Origin of the sequence: Actinomyces oris, assembly GCF_001937445.1 — a bacterium.
Classification (GTDB): Bacteria; Actinomycetota; Actinomycetes; order Actinomycetales; family Actinomycetaceae; genus Actinomyces; species Actinomyces acetigenes.
The window spans coordinates 1-17960 of sequence record NZ_MSKS01000071.1 but is presented as its reverse complement, the minus strand read 5'-3'; the positions used below and the strand labels follow the sequence as shown (position 1 = coordinate 17960).

The 17960-nt window shown below is 67.4% G+C and carries 13 protein-coding genes; 11 read left to right on the top strand and 2 right to left on the bottom strand.

From position 1 onward, the window contains the following. The first annotated feature begins 376 nt into the window (after window positions 1-376). From BKH20_RS14855 to BKH20_RS13425, 3 genes are all read left to right on the top strand, one after another. Complete coding sequence (locus tag BKH20_RS14855; protein ID WP_346477294.1) at window positions 377-487, top strand: homocysteine S-methyltransferase family protein; 111 nt, start codon at window positions 377-379, stop codon at window positions 485-487. Between the two features lie 84 nt (window positions 488-571). Further along, window positions 572-1090 carry a PadR family transcriptional regulator gene (locus BKH20_RS13430; protein WP_075391461.1) on the top strand — a complete coding sequence of 173 codons (519 nt, stop codon included), beginning with the start codon at window positions 572-574 and terminating at the stop codon, window positions 1088-1090. Then, a complete protein-coding gene (locus BKH20_RS13425) occupies window positions 1080-1715 on the top strand; it encodes a GyrI-like domain-containing protein (protein ID WP_075391460.1) in 636 nt (211 codons plus the stop codon). The genes BKH20_RS13430 and BKH20_RS13425 overlap by 11 nt, the downstream gene beginning before the upstream one ends. Here BKH20_RS13425 and BKH20_RS13420 read toward each other — a convergent pair. Next, window positions 1712-4402, bottom strand: a complete 2691-nt coding sequence (locus tag BKH20_RS13420) for a DEAD/DEAH box helicase (RefSeq protein WP_075391459.1) — start codon at window positions 4400-4402, stop codon at window positions 1712-1714. The genes BKH20_RS13425 and BKH20_RS13420 overlap by 4 nt on opposite strands. A 157-nt stretch (window positions 4403-4559) precedes the next feature. On the opposite strand from BKH20_RS13420, the gene BKH20_RS13415 reads away from it, so the two are divergent. The 7 genes from BKH20_RS13415 (at window position 4560) to BKH20_RS13385 (ending at window position 14945) form a co-directional block, all read left to right on the top strand. After that, window positions 4560-6347: an oleate hydratase gene (locus BKH20_RS13415; protein ID WP_075391458.1), complete on the top strand. Its 1788-nt coding sequence runs from the start codon at window positions 4560-4562 to the stop codon at window positions 6345-6347. 118 nt (window positions 6348-6465) lie between these two features. Beyond that, window positions 6466-7653 (top strand): hypothetical protein, encoded by a 1188-nt coding sequence (locus tag BKH20_RS13410; protein WP_075391457.1) that lies wholly within the window; start codon window positions 6466-6468, stop codon window positions 7651-7653. Window positions 7654-7776: 123 nt separating this feature from the next. Then, window positions 7777-9321: an alanine/glycine:cation symporter family protein gene (locus BKH20_RS13405; RefSeq protein WP_075391456.1), complete on the top strand. Its 1545-nt coding sequence runs from the start codon at window positions 7777-7779 to the stop codon at window positions 9319-9321. After that, window positions 9318-10772 carry an alanine/glycine:cation symporter family protein gene (locus BKH20_RS13400; RefSeq protein ID WP_075391455.1) on the top strand — a complete coding sequence of 485 codons (1455 nt, stop codon included), beginning with the start codon at window positions 9318-9320 and terminating at the stop codon, window positions 10770-10772. The genes BKH20_RS13405 and BKH20_RS13400 overlap by 4 nt, the downstream gene beginning before the upstream one ends. 32 nt (window positions 10773-10804) lie before the next feature. Further along, window positions 10805-12253 (top strand): alanine/glycine:cation symporter family protein, encoded by a 1449-nt coding sequence (locus BKH20_RS13395; protein ID WP_256693195.1) that lies wholly within the window; start codon window positions 10805-10807, stop codon window positions 12251-12253. A gap of 237 nt (window positions 12254-12490) precedes the next feature. Then, on the top strand, window positions 12491-14095 hold the full coding sequence (locus BKH20_RS13390) for an alanine/glycine:cation symporter family protein (RefSeq protein WP_075391454.1): 1605 nt from the start codon (window positions 12491-12493) through the stop codon (window positions 14093-14095). Between the two features lie 25 nt (window positions 14096-14120). Continuing rightward, complete coding sequence (locus BKH20_RS13385; protein ID WP_075391453.1) at window positions 14121-14945, top strand: fumarylacetoacetate hydrolase family protein; 825 nt, start codon at window positions 14121-14123, stop codon at window positions 14943-14945. A 141-nt stretch (window positions 14946-15086) separates the two neighbouring features. Here the strand turns inward: BKH20_RS13385 and BKH20_RS13380 are convergent, their stop codons facing one another. Beyond that, window positions 15087-15914 (bottom strand): hypothetical protein, encoded by an 828-nt coding sequence (locus BKH20_RS13380; protein WP_075391452.1) that lies wholly within the window; start codon window positions 15912-15914, stop codon window positions 15087-15089. A 392-nt stretch (window positions 15915-16306) separates the two neighbouring features. Here BKH20_RS13380 and gltX point away from each other — a divergent pair, with 392 nt between their 5' ends. After that, a complete protein-coding gene (gene gltX, locus BKH20_RS13375; protein WP_075391451.1) occupies window positions 16307-17923 on the top strand; it encodes a glutamate--tRNA ligase in 1617 nt (538 codons plus the stop codon). Window positions 17924-17960 lie beyond the last annotated feature (37 nt).

The following is a 17960-nucleotide window of genomic DNA, read 5'->3' as shown; positions in this document are numbered from 1 at the left end:
GACCTGTGGCGGAGGCGCCGGGCTGTTCCGCCAAGAACCCCGGACTCGCTCCTGCGCGGCCCGGTGTCCACAGCGCTGACATGAACGTGCCCGGCGTCGAAGCACCCCGTGGGGATTGTTGGAATCCTGCGGTTCCTCTCCAACGCGCAGCGCCGATGCGCCTGTGATGTCAGCACCATGGACACCCACACCCCGTCATGCCTCGCCTTGAGGCCACCCTCACCTCCAGGACCACCAGCACGCCCCGGGCTCCCGCCCGAGCGAGCGTCTCAGAAGTCATGACGCCCATATGTCCCAGAAGTGAAGAGACAGCACAGCCAGCGATCTCTACGACCCGGTGACCAAGACCTGACATTCCACTGGCGAGGGGGCTGGAATCCCGGCGCTGGCGGCCTCCTGGATCGACGCCGGGGCGCGGCTCGTCGGCGGCTGCTGCCGCACCCGTCCGACCCAGATCCGCCAGCTCGCCCACGCGGTCCGTCCGTAGCCGCGCAGCCCTCCGACCTCGCCGCCCCGGTGAATCAGTCCGCAGCCGACTTGCATGCCGTTACTCTAGTGCTAGAGTAACGGCATGTCATCGGACGCCGACATCGTTCTCCTCTCGCTCCTTGCTGAGCAGCCGCGCCATGGCTACGACCTCGACCGAGTCATCGAGCAGCGCGGCTACCGTCAGTGGACCTCCCTGGCCTTCTCCTCCGTCTACTACCTCCTCAAGCGCCTGTCGGAACGGGGGCTCCTCGAGCCCGACGAGGGCTCCCAGGGGCGGCGCACCGTCTTCCGCGTGACCGACGCTGGGCGCCACGAGCTGAGGAATGCAGCCAGTGCACGTGTCCTCTCTCCGGCACCACCCTCCGCAGGCGTGCTCCCGGCGCTCAACGCCTACCCCCGGCTCGACGATCCCGCGCTCGTGGCCCTCCTCGAGCAGCGCGTTGAGGCGCTCCTTGGCAGGCTCGATGAGCTGCGCGCCCTGAGCGCCCAGGTCGACGAGGAGCACGCCCTGGCCATCTTTGACTACGAGATCCTGCGCCAGGAGGCGGATCTCACCTGGACCCGATCCCTCCTGAAGAAAGTAGACAGTGATGAGGACTGATATCAAGAAGGACCGCAAGGACCTGTACCTGCCGGGAAAGGCCGACTTCACGGAGGTGGACGTACCGGCCATGACCTACCTGGCCATCGACGGCCACGGCGACCCCAACACCTCACCGGCCTACGCCACCGCGATCCAGGCGCTCTACGCGGGCGCCTACGCGATCCGCGCCGTACTGAAGAAACGAACCGGCGATGACTTCGTCGTCGGGCCTCTGGAAGGACTGTGGACGAGCGCCGACAATGCGGCCTTCGTCGCCGGTGACAAGGGGGAGTGGGACTGGACCATGATGATCCCCCTGCCCGAGGCGGTCTCCTCGCAGGACATCGCCGAGGGGCTGGCACAGGCCGCGCGCAAGAAGCCCGAGCTGTCCATCTCCGCCCTCAAGGAGCTCCCCCTGAGCGAGGGCAGGTCGCTGCAGATCCTCCACGTGGGCACCTACGACGACGAGGCCCCCACCCTGGCGCGCCTGCACGATGAGGTCATGCCGGACCTCGGCCTCACCTGGAACGGGCCCCACCACGAGATCTACCTCAGCGACCCCAGGCGCGTGGCGCCGGAGAGGATGAAGACCGTCCTGCGCCAGCCGGTCAGGCCCGTCGCGGACACCCCCGAGGTGGACTAACCCTGCTGCGGTCCCACGGACAGCAGGTGGACGACCGCGCGCCCTTCCCGGTCGCACTCGGCCAGATCCACCAGGGCCGTCAGACGCCAGTCGTGGTCGCCGTCGGGATCCTCCAAGACCTGTGTGGCCAGCCACACCTGTCTGCCGGAGGCCTCCAGGGCCTCGCGCAGGCGCTCACTGACCCCGGCGGCCGCCAGGGCCGTCTCATCGGGGGCCTCGTCGAGTGGCGCCAGTGAGATCGCCCGGGCGGAGGTGTCCGTGTCGATCCAGTCGTACTCGTCCCAGTAGCGGCCCAGCACCTCGTCCCAGCGGTCCTCGCCCCAGCCGGAGGAGGCGTCCAGGCGCCCCAGGGCCTCGACGTCGTCACGCGCCATGAGCTCCACGCGTCGGAACATCTCCCGGCGCACCGCCACCCGGAAGGCGTGGCGGTTGCGAGTGAAGGCCACCGTCCCGTCCTCGTCCGCGCCGAAGGCCCGCTCCACCCCGGCCGAGTCGTCCGCGCCGGGACGGTCACCCTCCAGCAGGCCGGCGGCCTCGCCGGCCTTGCCGGCCTGGGCCTGGCCGAGCGCCTCCCACTCATCGAGCAGGGAGGAGTCGACGGCGCGCACGAGTGCCCCCAGCCAGTCGATGAGCTCGACGACCTCGGGAGTGCGGTGCTCCTCGGGCACGACCTGGCGCAGCGCCCGGTAGGCGTCGGTCAGGTAGCGCAGCACCACGCCCTCGCTGCGGCCCAGCTCGTAGCGGGAGATGAGGTCGGAGAAGGTCATCGCGTTCTCCACCATCTCGCGCACCACCGACTTGGGCGCCAGCTCGTGCTCAGCGATCCACGGGTTGGCCTGCTTGTACATCTCCAGGGCGGGGGAGAGCAGCTCGGCCAGCGGCTGGGGCCAGGTGACTTCCTCCAGAGCGGCCATACGCTCCTCGTAGTCCATGCCCTCGGCCTTCATCGCGGCGATCGCCTCGCCGCGGGCGGCGCGCTGCTGGGCGTAGAGCAGAGGACGCGGATCGTCCAGGGTGGCCTCGACGACGCTGACGACGTCAACCGTGTGCTCCGGGGCCTCCACGTTCAGCAGGTCCATGGCCGCCAGGGCGAAGGGGGCCAGGGGCTGGTTGAGGGCGAAGTCGGCCGGCAGGTCCACGGCCAGGCGCAGCCGGGGGCGCCCGTCGGCGGCGGCCTGGGCGCTGGAGACGTGCGTCAGGACGCCCGCCGTGCGCAGCGACAGGTAGATCTCCAGGGCGCGGCGCACGTGGCGGCGCCGCTGGGCCTCGGGCTCGTGGGCGTGCTCCAGCAGGCCCGCCATCGCCGCCACCGGGTCGCCGGCTCGCTCCATGAGGTTGAGCACCATGGTGGTGGTGACCTGGAACTGGCTGGTCAGTGTCTCCGGGGCCGCGTCGCGCAGCCGCTCGAAGGTCTTGTCCGTCCAGTTGACGCGCCCCTCAGGGGCCTTCTTTCGCACGATCTTGCGGCGCTTGCGCTCGTCGTCGCCGGCCTTGGCCAGCGCCTTGGCGTTCTCAATGACGTGCTCGGGGGCCTGGACGAGGACGTAGCCGCGGGTGTCGAAGCCGGCGCGCCCCGCCCGCCCGGCGATCTGGTGGAACTCGCGGGCGGTGAGGTGACGCTCCTTGGAACCGTCGAACTTTACCAGGGAGGTCATAACCACCGAGCGGATCGGCACGTTGATCCCCACCCCGAGCGTGTCCGTGCCGCAGATGACGGACAGCAGTCCCTCGCGGGCCAGACGCTCCACCAGCCGCCGGTAGCGCGGCAGCATGCCCGCGTGGTGCACGCCGATCCCGGCGCGCAGCAGCCGCGAGAGCGTGGCCCCGAAACCGCTCCCGAAGCGGAAGTCACCGAGTGCCTTCGCCACCTCGGCCTTACGGGACTTGGGCACCAGGTCCACGCTCAGCAGGGAGGTCGCCCGCTCCACCGCCTCCTTCTGGGAGAAGTGGACGACGTAGACCGGCGCCTTGTCCTGCCCCACCAGGCGCTGAAGCAGCTCACCGATCGGTTCGACGACGTACTCCATCTCCAACGGCACCGGCCGCACGGCGTCGTCGACGACGGCGACCTCGCGGCCCGTGCGCTCGCGCAGGTCCCGCACGAAGAAGGAGACGTCGCCCAGCGTGGCCGACAGCAGCACCATCTGCGCCTGGGGCAGCTCCAGGAGGGGCACCTGCCAGGCCCAGCCGCGCTGCGGGTCGGCGTAGTAGTGGAACTCGTCCATGATGACGCAGTCCACGTCCATGTCCTCGCCCTCGCGCAGGGACTGGTTGGCCAGGATCTCCGCGGTGCAGCAGATGATCGGGGCGGCGGCGTTGATGGAGGTGTCCCCGGTGACCATGCCGACGTTATCCGCCCCGAACAGGCGCACCAGCTCGAAGAACTTCTCACTGACCAGGGCCTTGAGAGGAGCCGTGTAGTAGGAGCGGCCACCGCGGGCCAGGGAGGCGGTGTGAGCGGCCAGCGCGATCATCGACTTGCCCGAGCCGGTCGGGGTGGCGGCAATGACGTGGCGATCCTCCAGAATCTCTGAGAGCGCCTCATCCTGGTGCGGGTAGAGGGGACGGCCGGTCGCCTCCGCCCAGTTTGAGAAGGCCAGATAGACCTCCTCGGGCTCGGGGACGCGCTCGGGATCGTCAGCCGGGATGAGGGCGTCTAGCATCGCATTCAGTGCAGGGGCCGTCATGGCGACATGCTCTCATGGAGATGGCGCGACGGCGGGGCAAGACCCCAGGAGGCAGGCATACAGTGTGAGTGCCCCGCACCGCACCGGCCGACCGTCGCCGCGCCGGCGTTCACGGACATATCAACAAGTGACATCCGGCTGCTCCCAGGAGGAGACCATGACGCGAACCGTGCCCACCTACCAGCGGACCTACCCCGTCTCACCGGACGGGAACCCGTTCGTCCACAACGACCTCGGCCTCTACACCCAGAACCACCCTGTTCCGCCGGCCGATATTGCCGAGCGCAGGGCCTACCTCGTGGGCTCGGGCATCGGTGCCCTGCTGGCCGCGGCCTTCCTCATCCGTGACGGGCGCATGCCGGGGTGCAACATCACCGTCCTGGAACAGCTCGCCGTCCCCGGCGGCTCATTCGACGGCGCCGGGGACACCGACAAGGGCTTCATCGCTCGCGGGGGCAGGGAGATGGGCCAGCACTTCGAGTGCTTCTGGGACATCATGCGTGAGATCCCGGCACTGGAGATGCCCGAGCCCTACACCGTCCTTGACGAGTTCCGCACGGTTAACGAGAACGACCCCAACATCGACCCGTGCCGGGTGATCCACTACTGCGGGCGTCGTCGGGACACCTACAAGATGGGGCTGAACAAGAAGGGCCAGCGTGCAGTCATCAAGCTGCTGATGGCCAAGGAGGAGGCGACCTACGGCAAGACCATTGAGGACTGGTTCGACGCCGATTTCCTCGCCTCGAACTTCTACACGCTGTTCAAGACCATGTTCGCCTTCCAGCAGTACGAGTCCCTCACCGAGATGAAGCGGTACATGCACCGCTTCCTTCAGTACTTCCCCGGGTTCTCCGATCTGTCCTGTCTGCGCTTCTCGCGTTATAACCAGTTCGAGTCCTTCGTCCTGCCGCTGACCCGTTGGCTGAAGGACAGGGGTGTGGTCTTCCAGTACGACACCTGTGTCGACGACCTGGAGATGATCATCACCTCCGGGCGCAAGGTGGTCACCGGTATTCGTTTCCATCGAACCGACGGGCAGGAGGGAACCATCGACGTCGCCGAGAAGGATCTTGTCCTGGCCACCATCGGCTCGTGCACCGAGTCCACCGGCTACGGCGATATGGACACCGTTCCTCCTTTCCTCACCGACCAGCCCGGAGGCGCCTGGACACTGTGGCGCAACCTCGCGAAGAAGTCAGCGGTCTTCGGCCGCCCTGATGTGTTCTGCTCCGACCCCCACAAGACCGTGTGGGAATCCGCCTCCTTCAGCTTCATGGGGGCCGACCACCCCTTCCTGAAGAAGATCCATGAGCTCACCGGCAACGATCCCCTGTCGGGCCGCACGGTCACCGGAGGCATCATCACCGCGGAGGACTCAGGCTGGTGCCTGTCACTGACCATGAATCGTCAGCCCCAGTTCCGGGCTCAACCGAAGGACTGGGGCGTGGCCTGGGCCTACGGTCTCTATCCGCACGCCCTGGGGAACTGCGTGCGTAAGCCGATGATCGAGTGCACCGGTGAGGAGGTCCTGAAGGAGTACTGCTACCACTTCGGCCTGATCGGTCAGTTCGAGGAGATCAAGAGGCGCACCAAGGTTCGCCTGGCGACGATGCCTTACATCACCTCCTTCTTCATGCCTCGACGTGCTGGGGACAGGCCCGAGGTGATTCCGGATGGCTGCGTCAATCTCGGCCTTCTCGGGCAGTTCGTTGAGACGCCCGATGACTGTGTCTTCACAACCGAGGGATCGGCACGCACGGCGATGATGGCCGTCTACGGGCTGCTCGACCTCGACCGAGACGTTCCTCCGATCTGGCCCGCTCAGTACGACGTCCGTGCACTGCTGGCGGCTGCGAAAACGATGAATGACGGCAGGCTCCCCGGCGAGAAGGCTCTGAACCGCTTCCTGCGGGGCACGTACTACGAGGACATCCTTCCCTGATCGGGCCGGGCGGGGCGGCTCGGCAGGACGGCGGTCAAGGGCTCGCTGCGAAGAGGGGTGCGGTCGGCCTGTGGCATGCTGGGCACTTACCGTCCGTCCAGTCTGCCGTAGGAGAATGATGGACCCCCGTGCCCGCATCGAGGCCTTCCTCGCCGACTACGCCGCCGCCCACGCCGAGGTCAAGCCGCTGTTCGACAAGTGGAAAGAGGAGGATCCGTTCCCCACGTGGTTTGCGAAGACGGCAGAACTCCGAGCTACTCATCAGCTGGAGAGATCGCTCAAGGGAGATATCGCCGGTTTTTCTGAGCCAGCAGCCTTCAGCCCGCAGACCGTCACGATTGAACGTATCGATGTCTACGGCACGAGCGCTATGGCAAGGCTGGCTCGAAGCCGGCACGCCATGGGGAGCCCCATTATCGAGATGATGCTGGTTCGCGTCGGTGACGACTGGCGGATCGACACCATTGACGACTACGACGAGGAGCCGAGCTCCCCACTGGTGGACAAGGACGTGCTCGAGGCCTGGAAGGCCGCCGCCGACAAGACGAGTCCCATGGAGGCCCAGCACAAGGAGGACATGCCCGACCCCGCGGCCGTGTTCTCCGCCTCCTGGGCCTGCGAGGCGCTCAGTGAGGACTACATCGAGGACTTCCTCAGCGACACCATGGAGTGGCGCGAGGAGGACGGGGATGAGAACGACCCGGAGACCTACGCCGCCGTACACGCCAGGGCCGTCGCCGAGATGTACCGCAATGCTGAGGTTGGGCCGGTCGAGATTCAGGAGATCGGTCAGTTCCCCCACGGCAGTTACCTGGCGGTCGGAGACCCCTTCGGAAAGATGTGCCTATGCGCCCTCAGGATCGATCCCGGTGTGGCGCGGGCTCAGGCCCTGCTCACCACGCTGGATGGTGAGCGGTGTGTGGCCGCGTTGCGCGTCATCCTCGCGGACCGTGAACCGGTGCAGTGGAAGCACGCGATCGTCGGAAAGAAGCCGGCGCGCTCCATGGACTTCTGCTCGTGGCCTGAGCTGGACACCAGGTCGGGTAACGGCACCATCGCCGACGCCGACGCCTACTTCGGCATGACCCACAGGCAGTACTCCAGGGTGGAGCGGCAGGTGGAACAGACCTTCCTCATGGATCCGGGGTCGGGGCCCATCGGTGCCTCGACCTACTCCGGCCGGCAGTACGGCGCCGCCCAGGCCTACTGGGGGCTGGACGAGGACAATCGGCCCGTCCAGCTGGTGCTCGACCACCAGGAGCTCTGGGCGCCCGCCGACCCGCCCGAGGCCACGACCGGGTCCTGATCCGTGCGACGTCGGCCCGCGCCCGCATCCTGAGGAACGACCGCACTATGTTCCGGGCGCCGATTCATGAGAGCATGCGGGCCGTCCCCACCTGTCGCGACACCGTGAAAGGCTGAATCTCCCATGGATGCCCTCGCCGCTCAGCTCGCGGCGGTCTCGGACTGGATCACGCTCCACATCACCATGTGGGTGCTTGTCGGTACCGGGATCCTGCTGACCGTCCGCACTGGCTTCGTGCAGCTCCGCCGCCTGCCGGACATGTTCCGCCAGGTGGCCGGGTCGCGTTCCGGGGCTCAAGGAGGCATCTCCTCCTTCCAGGCCTTCACGATCTCCCTGGCCGCCCGCGTGGGCATCGGCAATGTCTTCGGAGTGGCCGCCGCCCTCATCCTGGGAGGCCCCGGTGCGATCTTCTGGATGTGGGTGGTCGCCCTGGTCGGCATGGCCACCGCCTTCTTCGAGGCGACCCTGGCCCAGATGTTCAAGGTCCGCCACACCGACGGCTCCTTCCGCGGCGGGCCCGCCTACTACATGGCGCGCGGGATGCGCAGCCGCCCCCTGGGTGTCGCCTTCGCGGGACTGACGATCTTCACCTGCGGCTTCTCCATCATCATGGTCCAGTCCAACGCCGTCGCCGGGGTCATCGGCCCGGACTCCCCGCTGCACCTGCCCCCGAGCGCCGCCGCCGCGGTGCTGGTGGGGCTGTCCGCCCTCGTCATCCTGGGCGGAGTACGCCGGGTCGCCCGCGTCACCGAGTGGATGGCGCCCATCATGGCCCTGGTCTACGTCGTCATGGCCGTTGTCATCGTCGCCCTCCACATCACCCAGCTCTGGGGGCTTGTGGTCACGATCGTCTCCTCGGCCTTCGGACCGGCGCCCTTCGCCGGAGGGATGACCGGCGGCATCATCGCTGCCCTGACCAACGGGACCCGCCGCGGCCTGTTCTCCAACGAGGCCGGGCAGGGCACCGCCCCCTTCGCCGCCGCCACCGCCACCGTGGCCCACCCCGTCCAGCAGGGGCTCATTCAGTCCCTCGGCGTGTTCGTCGACACCATCATCGTGTGCACCGCGACCGCCTTCATCATCCTGGTCTCCGGGGTCTACAGCCCCGTTCTCGTCGAGGCGGGCAAACTCACCTCCGATGCCGCGGCAACCTTGACCTCCGACGCCGTCGCCGCCACCCTCGGCGGCTGGACGGCCATTCCCATGGCCATCGTCATCTTCGTTCTGGCCTTCTCCTCCATCATCGCTGCGGCCACCTACTCAGAGGTCTCCATGACCTTCATCTCCGAGCGGCCCGAGTGGCGCTGGCTGCCCCGACTCGTCTCAGTGGTCTCCACCGGGCTGGGGGCCCTCGCCTCTCTGACCGTCGTATGGAACACCGTCGACATCACCATGGCCGTCATGACCCTGACCAACCTGGTCGCCCTCATCTGGCTCGCCCGCTGGGGCGTGGGGGCACTCAGGGACTGGGACGCTCAGCGTTCGGCAGGACGAGTCGCCCCCCTGTTCAACGGCGTGGGCAACCCCTATCTGCCCGGTGACCTCCCCGGTGACGTCTGGGCCGGTGAGCGGACCAGCCTGACCGAGGCGGACAGCACCGCCGACGACGTTCCCGCAGCGACCCCAGCCAGCAGCCAGCCCGCCGCCTCGACAGGAGCAGACGCATGAACCTCACCAGCATCGAGAACCTGCTCAACTCCGTCGACAACTTCTTCTACACCTACCTTCTTGCCGCCCTGCTCATCCTGGTCGGCATCTACCTGACCGCCCGCTCCCACCTGGTTCAGGTGCGCCACTTCGGCACCATGGTCAACTCGCTGCCCGGGTCCCGCTCCAGTGCGCAGGGCGGTATCTCCTCCTTCCAGGCCTTCGCCGTGGGACTGGCCGCGCGCGTCGGCATCGGGAACATCGCCGGAGTCGCCCTGGCTATTGTGGCCGGCGGTCCCGGAGCCCTGTTCTGGATGTGGGTCGTCGCCCTCATCGGCATGGCCACCAGCTTCGTGGAGTCCACGCTCGCCCAGATCTTCAAGGAGCGCGGCCGGGACTTCACCTTCCGCGGGGGCCCGGCCTACTACATCAAGAACGGTCTGGGATCGGCCCTGTGGGGCAAGATCTTCGCCGCCATGTGCATCGTCTCGGTCGGCGTGACAGTGGTCATGGTGCAGACGAACTCGCTGGCCGAGGTCATCACCGCCACCGTCCCCAGCGTCTCGGGCTGGATGGTCGGGGTCTTCCTCGTCCTGCTCACCGCTCCCGTGGTCCTGGGCGGAGTCCGGCTCGTGGCCCGTATCGCGGAGTGGCTGGCCCCCCTCATGGCGTTGGCCTACGTGCTCATGGCCGTGGTGGTCATCATCCTCAACATCGGTAGGCTCCCCGAGGTCCTGGGGAGCGTCTTCGAAGGGGCCTTCGGCCTCAACCAGGCCCTGTTCGGCACCGCCGGAGGAATCCTCGCGGCACTGCTCAACGGCGTGCGCCGCGGGCTGTTCTCCAACGAGGCCGGGCTCGGAACCGTCCCCAATGCCGCTGGCACCGCGACCGTCGCCCACCCCGTGCGACAGGGCCTCATCCAGTCCTTCGGCGTCTTCGTCGACACGATCCTGGTGTGCACGGCCACCGGCCTGCTCATCCTGCTGACCACCAAGGCCTACCACCCCGGCGACGGCTCCCTGGTCGGAGCGATCCTCACCCAGCAGGCCGTTGCCGAGCACCTGGGCGCCTGGACCACCTGGCCCATGGTGGTACTCATCTTCGTCCTGGTCTTCTCCACGGTGCTGGGCTGCTACTCCTACGCGCAGGTCAACGTCAACTTCCTGGGCGGAGAACGCCGGGCCGAGCAGATCTTCGGGATCGTCCTGACCGCCGCGGCCTTCGGCGGCACCGTCCTGACCCTGCCCGTCGTCTGGGCCCTATCCGACATCGCCCTGGGGCTCCTGGGCGTGCTCAACCTCGTCGTCATCGTCCGTCTGGCCCCCTGGGTCATCGGAGCCCTGCGCGACTTCGAGTCCCAGCGCGCCCGGGGCATCACCGAGCCCGCCTTCGTGGGGCACGGCAACTCCCTCCTGCCCGGAGACGTGGTCCCCGGTATCTGGGAGCCCGACGACGTGGCGAAGCGGGGCTGATCATCATGTCACCTCTGGGGCGCATCTCATGGATGGATCAGGTCGACGCCGCCCTGACCTCCGTCTCCGACATGCTCTACTCCTGGGGCCTCATGTGGCTCCTCATCGGCGCGGGCATCTTCTTCACCGTGAGAACCGGGGCTGTCCAGCTGCGGCACAGCGACGCGATCGCCGCCTCAGTGGTCGGCTCACGCGACGGCAGCCACGGCGGCATCACCTCCTTCCAGGCCTTCGCCGTCGGACTGGCCTGTCGGGTGGGGACCGGCAACATCGTCGGGGTGGCGCTGGCGCTCATCCTGGGCGGGCCGGGAGCCGTGCTGTGGATGTGGCTCGTGGCGATCCTGGGAACCGCCACCGCCTTCAGCGAGGCCACGCTCGCCCAGCTGTTCAAGATGCGTCGTCCTGACGGCACCTTCCGCGGTGGCCCCGCCTACTACATCTCGCGGGGACTGGGGCTGCCGATCCTGGGCGGGGTGTTCGCCGTCGTCTTCCTCATCGCCAACGGTCTGGTCATGCCCATGGTGCAGGCCAACGCCATCACCGTCGCCCTTCATAGGGCCGGGGGCCTCTCGCCGAGCCTGGGTGCCGTCCTCGTCGTGGCCCTGACCGCCCCAGTCCTCCTAGGGGGCCTGCGCGCCATGGCCCGCGTGGCCGAGTACCTGGCCCCGTTCATGGCGCTGGCCTACCTCGTGCTGGTGCTGGCCATCCTCCTGACCCACCCCGCCCAGGCCTTTGAGGCGTTGTGCTCCATCATCGAGGGCGCCTTCGGCCTGCGCCAGGGGCTGGGCGGCGTGGCCGGCGGGCTGACCGCCGCGCTGCTCAACGGCGTGCGCCGCGGCCTGTTCTCCAATGAGGCTGGGCTCGGAGGGGCCGCCTGCGCCGCGGGCTCGGCCACCGTGAGTCACCCCGTGCAGCAGGGCTTCATTCAGGCCTTCGGGGTCGTGGTGGACACCCTGTTCGTCTGCACGGCGACGGCGCTGGCGATCCTGGTTGCCGGCGCGGACGTCCTCCATCCCGGGGTGAGCGCCAAGGAGAGCGCGGGAACCCTCACCCAGGACGCCATCGCCCACCTCGTGGGGGAGTGGAGCCGCTGGCCCATGGCGCTGCTCATCGTCGTCCTGGCCTACACCACCATCATCGGGGCCTTCTCCTACGCCCAGGTCTGCCTCGACTACCTCACCGACCGTCCTGGGATCTCGCGCGCGCTCCAGATCGGCGCCGTCATCTGCGCCGGCGTCGGCAGCGTGCAGCAGCTGACCACCGTGTGGACCCTGGCGGACGTGCTCCTGGGGCTGGGCGCCATCATCAACCTCGTGGCGCTGGTGCTTCTGAGCCGGTGGGTCGTCGGTGCGCTCAGGGACTGGGAGGCCAGGCGGGGCATGTTGACGTCGGAGGGTGGCCAACTGGTCTTCCGCGGGGACTCCCAGTACCTTCCAGCGCCCTTGCCGGAAGGTGCTTGGGAGTACTCGACCGGCCGATAGATCGGCGCTCCCGTGGGAAGCGCCACAATGCCCTGCACACGTGTGGCAGCAGTGCCACGGGGCCGTCACCGGATCGAAACACTGTATCCGTAGCCTTCGCGAATACGGTGCCCGCCCTCCCGAAGGAGGGGGACGTGGACGGGACGTGTATTCCGGTACGGACCGTTCCCGTGCTGGTTGACGTGTCCGTTGCCACCCCGCCCGCGCCGTCATCCCACCCCCTACGGAGGTTCTCACGTGCAACCGGTTCTGGCTTCCTTGACCAGTGCGACATCCAGTGCAGACAACAGCTGGGTCGCCTCCTTGGAGCGCTTCTTCGACGGTGGCGCCAAGATCCTCGATGATGCCGCCGGGTACCTGTTCCTCTACCTGCTCGCCTGGCTGCTCGTGCTGGGTGGCCTGTACTTCACTGCGCGGACCGGATTCGTGCAGCTGCGGCTCTTCCCCTACATGGTGCGGGCCATCACCTCCTCCCGTGACAGCAAGGAGGGCGGGATCTCCTCCTTCCAGGCCTTCGCCGTCGGGCTGGCCTCCCGCGTGGGCACCGGCAACATCGTGGGCGTGGCCATCGCCATCACCATGGGCGGCCCCGGCGCCGTATTCTGGATGTGGATCGTGGCGCTGGTGGGCATGGCCACCGGATTCATCGAGGCCACCCTCGCCCAGCTCTACAAGGTCACCCACCCCGACGGCACCTTCCGCGGGGGCCCGGCCTACTACATCCAGCGCGGCCTGGGGTCCAAGCCCGCGGCCAAGGTCTTCGCCGTCGTCATCACCTTCGTCTTCGGCTTCGCCTACGAGGCCACCCAGGCCAACACGATCGCAGCCACAATGAAGAATACCTTCAACATCGAGCCGTGGATGACCGCTGTCGCTCTGGTCGCCATCACCACACCGATCATCTTCAAGGGCATCAAGTCGGTCGCTGTCGTCTCGGAGTGGCTCGTGCCGATCATGACGGTGGTCTACGCCCTCATCGCCGTGGCCATCCTGGTGCTGCACATCGGCGCGATCCCGGGTGCGATCCTCTCCATCTTCGAGGGCGCCTTTGGAATCAATGCGGCCTTCGCCGGTGTTGCCGGGGGATTCACCGCCGCACTTCTCCACGGCACCCGCCGAGGCCTGTTCTCCAACGAGGCCGGTGAGGGCTCGGTCCCCAACATCGCGGCCACCGCCACCGTGGCCCACCCCGTGCAGCAGGGATTCGTACAGTCCCTGGGCGTCTTCGTCGACACCATCGTGGTGTGCACGGTCACCGCCCTCATCGTCCTGCTCTCCGGGGTCTACACTCCGGCAGGCCCCAGCGTTTCCAAAGAGGCAGCCAAAGCGGCTGCGGACGCCGCCAACACCCTGACCGCCGACTCGGTCGCCAACGTCCTCGGCGGCTGGGCGCAGTACCTCATGGTCGCCATCGTCTTCGTCTTCGCCTACTCCTCGCTTCTGGGCAACTACACCTACGCCCAGGTCAACATGGACTACCTCCAGGGCAAGCAGCACAAGCACTACGCCCTGCGGACCATGATCATCGTGGCCACCGCCGTCGGCTCCCTGTCGACCCTCACCTTCGTGTGGAACCTCTCCGACCTCGTCATGGGAGCGATGACCGTCATCAACATGGTCTCCATCCTCGCCCTGGGAAGCTGGGCCTTCGGAGCCCTGCGTGACTGGGAGGCTCAGCGCCGCGCCGTCGAGGCCGGTGAGAAGGACGAGATCCGTTTCATCGCCACCGACAACCCCTACCTGCCCGGCACGCTCCCCGGAGACGTCTGGGCCGCCGACGGCGCCGCCCACGCCGCCATCACGGAGCGTCGCGCCGCGCTCGAGGAGGCCTCGGGCAGCTGAGCCCAACAGCGCTAGGCTGAGGCCCATGAAGATCGCGCGCTTCTCCACCGGTGACGAGCCCCGCTACGGCATTGTTCAGGGCCTGCCCGAGGAACAGACCGCCTCGGGCGAGTCCGAGGGGCACCTCCTGGTCCTCAAGGGAGACCCCCTCTACTCCCTGCCCGAGGCCACCGGGGAAGTCGTCGAGCTGCGTGAGGCCCGGCTCCTGTCACCGGTCATCCCGCGCTCCAAGGTCGTGGGGATCGGGAAGAACTACGCGGGCCACATCACCGAGATGGGGGAGGACGAGCCACCGCGCGACCCGGTCGTCTTCCTCAAGCCCAACACCTCCGTCATCGGGCCGGACGCTCCCATCGTCCTACCCTCCTGGAGCGACGAGATCCACTACGAGGCCGAGCTCGCCATCGTCCTCAAGACCCTCGCCAAGGACGTCCCCGTGGACCACGCCGACGACGTCATCCTGGGCTACACGGTCGCCAACGACGTCTCGGCCCGAGACCGCCAGCGCGCCGAGCCGCAGTGGGTGCGGGCCAAGGCCTTCGACACCTCCTGCCCCCTGGGGCCGTGGATCGAGGTTCCCGAGCCCGGCCGCGAGCCGCTCTTCTCACCCGGCGACGCGGTGGTACGCGCCCGGGTCGACGGCCACCTCGTCCAGGAGGGGCGGACCACGGACATGATCCGCACGATCCCCGAGCTGGTCGCCTACATATCGACGATCTTCACCCTCCTGCCCGGCGACGTCATTCTCACTGGAACGCCGGCGGGAGTCGGCGAGATCCGCGCCGGTCAGCGCGTCGAGGTCGAGGTCGAGGGCATCGGCTTCTTCTCCAACCCGGTGGTCCGTCGCTGAGGCAATGTGACTGGTGCCGAGGAGCTGGAGTCCTCGCCCCGATGACGATGGGTGGGGTTCTCGAGGCATGCCCCGGGAACCCCACCCATACCCGGTGAGTACCGGTGTTGCTCATCGGCTCAAGGGGAGCCGAGGGCCCGATCAGGTGTCCTTGGGAGAGCTTCCCGAGCCCTTCTCGTCGCTCTTCTTGTCGTCGCTCTTGGAGTCCTTGCCCGCGCCATCGCCGGATGTGCCCTCATCCATGTCGGCCGGGCCCGGGTCGGTGACGGTCGTGTCCTTCATGAGATCGTCAAGAACAGCGGTGGAGTACTTGTCCTTGGGGCAGATGAGAGTTGCGGTGAGCATGGTCGGCCTCTTGATGGTTGAGAATGCTCTGATGAACTCAGTGGCTTGGTATTCCTTGCCGTCCTTGCCGGTGTAGGTCCAGTCCAGCCTCTTGGTCTCAATGGCGTTTCCAGAGGCGTCTTTGACGGAGGTCGAATCATCCTGTGCGGGTTTGAAGCTCACATGGGTGACACCCTGAGAGAACTTCTGCTGCTCGTTCGCGGCGTATGTTTCTGTGTCCTTGCGGTCAGTGGAGAGCTGTCCGTTGAGGAGGTTCTGCATCGTCACGAACTGGCAGCCGTCGTCGCTGACCAGCTCATTGACTCCTCCGGTATCGCGCTTCGTGTTAGTCCAGCCCGGTGCTGACACGATGATGTGCCAGCCGGCTGCACCTCCATTGACCTCTGTGCCCTCTGTGCTGGAGGAGTCGGAGGGCTTCCCCGACGGCTCCGTGCCCTTGCCCGACTTTTCAGCGGATGATGACGCACTGCTGGAGGCGCTGGGGTGCGCGGGGCCGGACTCGTCCTGGCACGCAGCGAGAGCCGGGACGGCCAGAGCGAGGCTGAGCCCGGCGACAAGGGGGAGTCTGAGAGCCGATCGGCGGCGGTTGGCGGAACGCGCCAAGGGATGCAGGGACGGGGACATGAGGCCTCCAAGGAACGATGAGTCGGGGGTCTTCCCGAACAGGCTGGGGATGTCAGCACCTCTGGTGGAAGCCGCGGGGACTTCCTGGCGGCGACATCATGCTCTCATGGGTGGCACGTTAATTCGTCTGTATGCGCAGTGCGATGGGGTGAGATCCCCATCTCTCGGAGTCGAGGTCGAATACTTCAGGTGAGAGACGGAGGCAATGGGTGTTGACGCCCGCGTGGAAAATACTGCCTACAGAATCTTGCCGCAGGGGCCGCGGTGCTGGTTCTGGCCGCTGGAGCGTTCGCGGCGCAGGCGTCGGCGGCTGGAATGGTGGGAATCCCCTTCAAGGGGTTGCCCACCCTTGTTCCCTGAGCGGCACTTGAGGGGACTATCCTGACCCTATCATGCCTGAACTCAGTGATCACTCATCCGCTGTCCGTCCTGAGCCCGCAGCCGCCTCCGGTGTCCCGGAGCAGGGCTCATCGTCCGTGCGCGTGCGTTTCTGCCCCTCACCCACGGGAACCCCTCACGTGGGCATGGTGCGCACCTGCCTGTTCAACTGGGCCTACGCCCGCCATACCGGTGGCACCTTCGTCTTCCGGATCGAGGACACCGACGCCGCTCGTGACTCCGAGGAGTCCTTCGACGCCATCCTGGACTCCCTGACGTGGTTGGGCCTGGACTGGGACGAGGGCGTGGGTAAGGGCGGCCCTCATGAGCCCTACCGCCAGTCCCAGCGCATGGACCTGTACAAGGAGGTGGCCGCCGAGCTGCTGGCGGCGGGCTACCTGTACGAGTCCTTCTCCACCCCCGAGGAGATCGAGGCCCGTCACCGTGAGCGCGGCGAGGACCCCAAGCTCGGCTACGACGGCTTCGACCGCGATCTGACCCAGGAGCAGAAGGACGCCTTCCGCGCCGAAGGGCGCCTGCCCGTCCTGCGGATGCGGATGCCGGAGGAGGACATCACCTTCACCGACCTGGTCCGCGGCCCGATCACCTTCAAGGCCGGTAGCGTGCCGGACTACGTCGTCGTGCGCGCAGGCGGTGAGCCCCTCTACACCCTGGTCAACCCCGTTGACGACGCCGCGATGGGCATCACCCATGTTCTGCGCGGTGAGGACCTGCTGTCCTCCACTCCGCGGCAGGTGGTCCTCTACCGGGCCCTTATGGACATCGGCCGGGCTCAGGTCATTCCCGAGTTCGGTCACCTGCCCTACGTCATGGGGGAGGGTAATCGGAAGCTGTCCAAGCGAGACCCGCAGTCCAACCTCCTCATCCACCGCTACCGCGGCATGATCCCCGAGGGGCTCCTCAACTACCTGGCCCTCCTGGGGTGGTCACTGAGCGCGGACCGCGACGTCTTCTCCGCCACCGAGATGATCGAGGCCTTCGACGTCCACGACGTCAACCCCAACCCGGCCCGCTTCGACCCCAAGAAGTGCGAGGCCATCAATGCCGAGCAGGTGCGTGCGCTGGGGGAGGCCGACTTCCGGAACCGGCTGGTGCCCTACCTCGCCGATGCCTACCCCGACCCGACCGGAGAGACCGCTCAGGTGCCACTGGTCTCAGCGGACTCCTTCGACAAGCTCACTGCTCGGGAGCAGGAGATCCTCAACGAGGCTGCCCCTCTCATCCAGACGCGGATCCAGCTGCTGCGCGAGAGCCGCGACATGCTCGGCTTCCTCTTCGTGCCCGACGACGATCTCGTCGTTGACAACAAGGCCCTGGCCAAGCTCAAGGCGTCGGCCGGAGACGTGCTGGAGGCGGGCATCAGCGCCCTGGAGGGGCTCAGCCCTGAGCAGTGGGACAAGGACCATCTGGAGGAGGCCCTCAAGACCGCCATCGTCGAGGGGCGGGGCATGCCCGACGGCGAGGGGATCAAACCGCGTCTGGCCTACGGCCCGCTGCGTGTCGCGGTGACCGGGCGACAGGTCTCTCCGCCCCTGTTCGAGTCCATGGAGATCCTCGGAAGCAGCTCCACCCTGGACAGGCTGAAGGCTCTTCGGGCCCGGCTCGGGTGAGGTGACTGCACGATGAACTGAGCCGGTGGGGTCGGGA

What these genes read in the sequence shown, in the direction of transcription:
- BKH20_RS13400 (WP_075391455.1), top strand. Translation starts at nt 9,318, where the DNA reads ATGAACCTCACCAGCATCGAGAACCTGCTCAACTCCGTCGACAACTTC.
- BKH20_RS13415 (WP_075391458.1), top strand. Translation starts at nt 4,560, where the DNA reads ATGACGCGAACCGTGCCCACCTACCAGCGGACCTACCCCGTCTCACCG.
- BKH20_RS13430 (WP_075391461.1), top strand. Translation starts at nt 572, where the DNA reads ATGTCATCGGACGCCGACATCGTTCTCCTCTCGCTCCTTGCTGAGCAG.
- BKH20_RS13405 (WP_075391456.1), top strand. Translation starts at nt 7,777, where the DNA reads ATGGATGCCCTCGCCGCTCAGCTCGCGGCGGTCTCGGACTGGATCACG.
- gltX (WP_075391451.1), top strand. Translation starts at nt 16,307, where the DNA reads ATGCCTGAACTCAGTGATCACTCATCCGCTGTCCGTCCTGAGCCCGCA.
- BKH20_RS13420 (WP_075391459.1), bottom strand. Translation starts at nt 4,402, where the DNA reads ATGACGGCCCCTGCACTGAATGCGATGCTAGACGCCCTCATCCCGGCT.
- BKH20_RS13425 (WP_075391460.1), top strand. Translation starts at nt 1,080, where the DNA reads ATGAGGACTGATATCAAGAAGGACCGCAAGGACCTGTACCTGCCGGGA.
- BKH20_RS13410 (WP_075391457.1), top strand. Translation starts at nt 6,466, where the DNA reads ATGGACCCCCGTGCCCGCATCGAGGCCTTCCTCGCCGACTACGCCGCC.
- BKH20_RS13385 (WP_075391453.1), top strand. Translation starts at nt 14,121, where the DNA reads ATGAAGATCGCGCGCTTCTCCACCGGTGACGAGCCCCGCTACGGCATT.
- BKH20_RS13380 (WP_075391452.1), bottom strand. Translation starts at nt 15,914, where the DNA reads ATGTCCCCGTCCCTGCATCCCTTGGCGCGTTCCGCCAACCGCCGCCGA.
- BKH20_RS13395 (WP_256693195.1), top strand. Translation starts at nt 10,805, where the DNA reads ATGGATCAGGTCGACGCCGCCCTGACCTCCGTCTCCGACATGCTCTAC.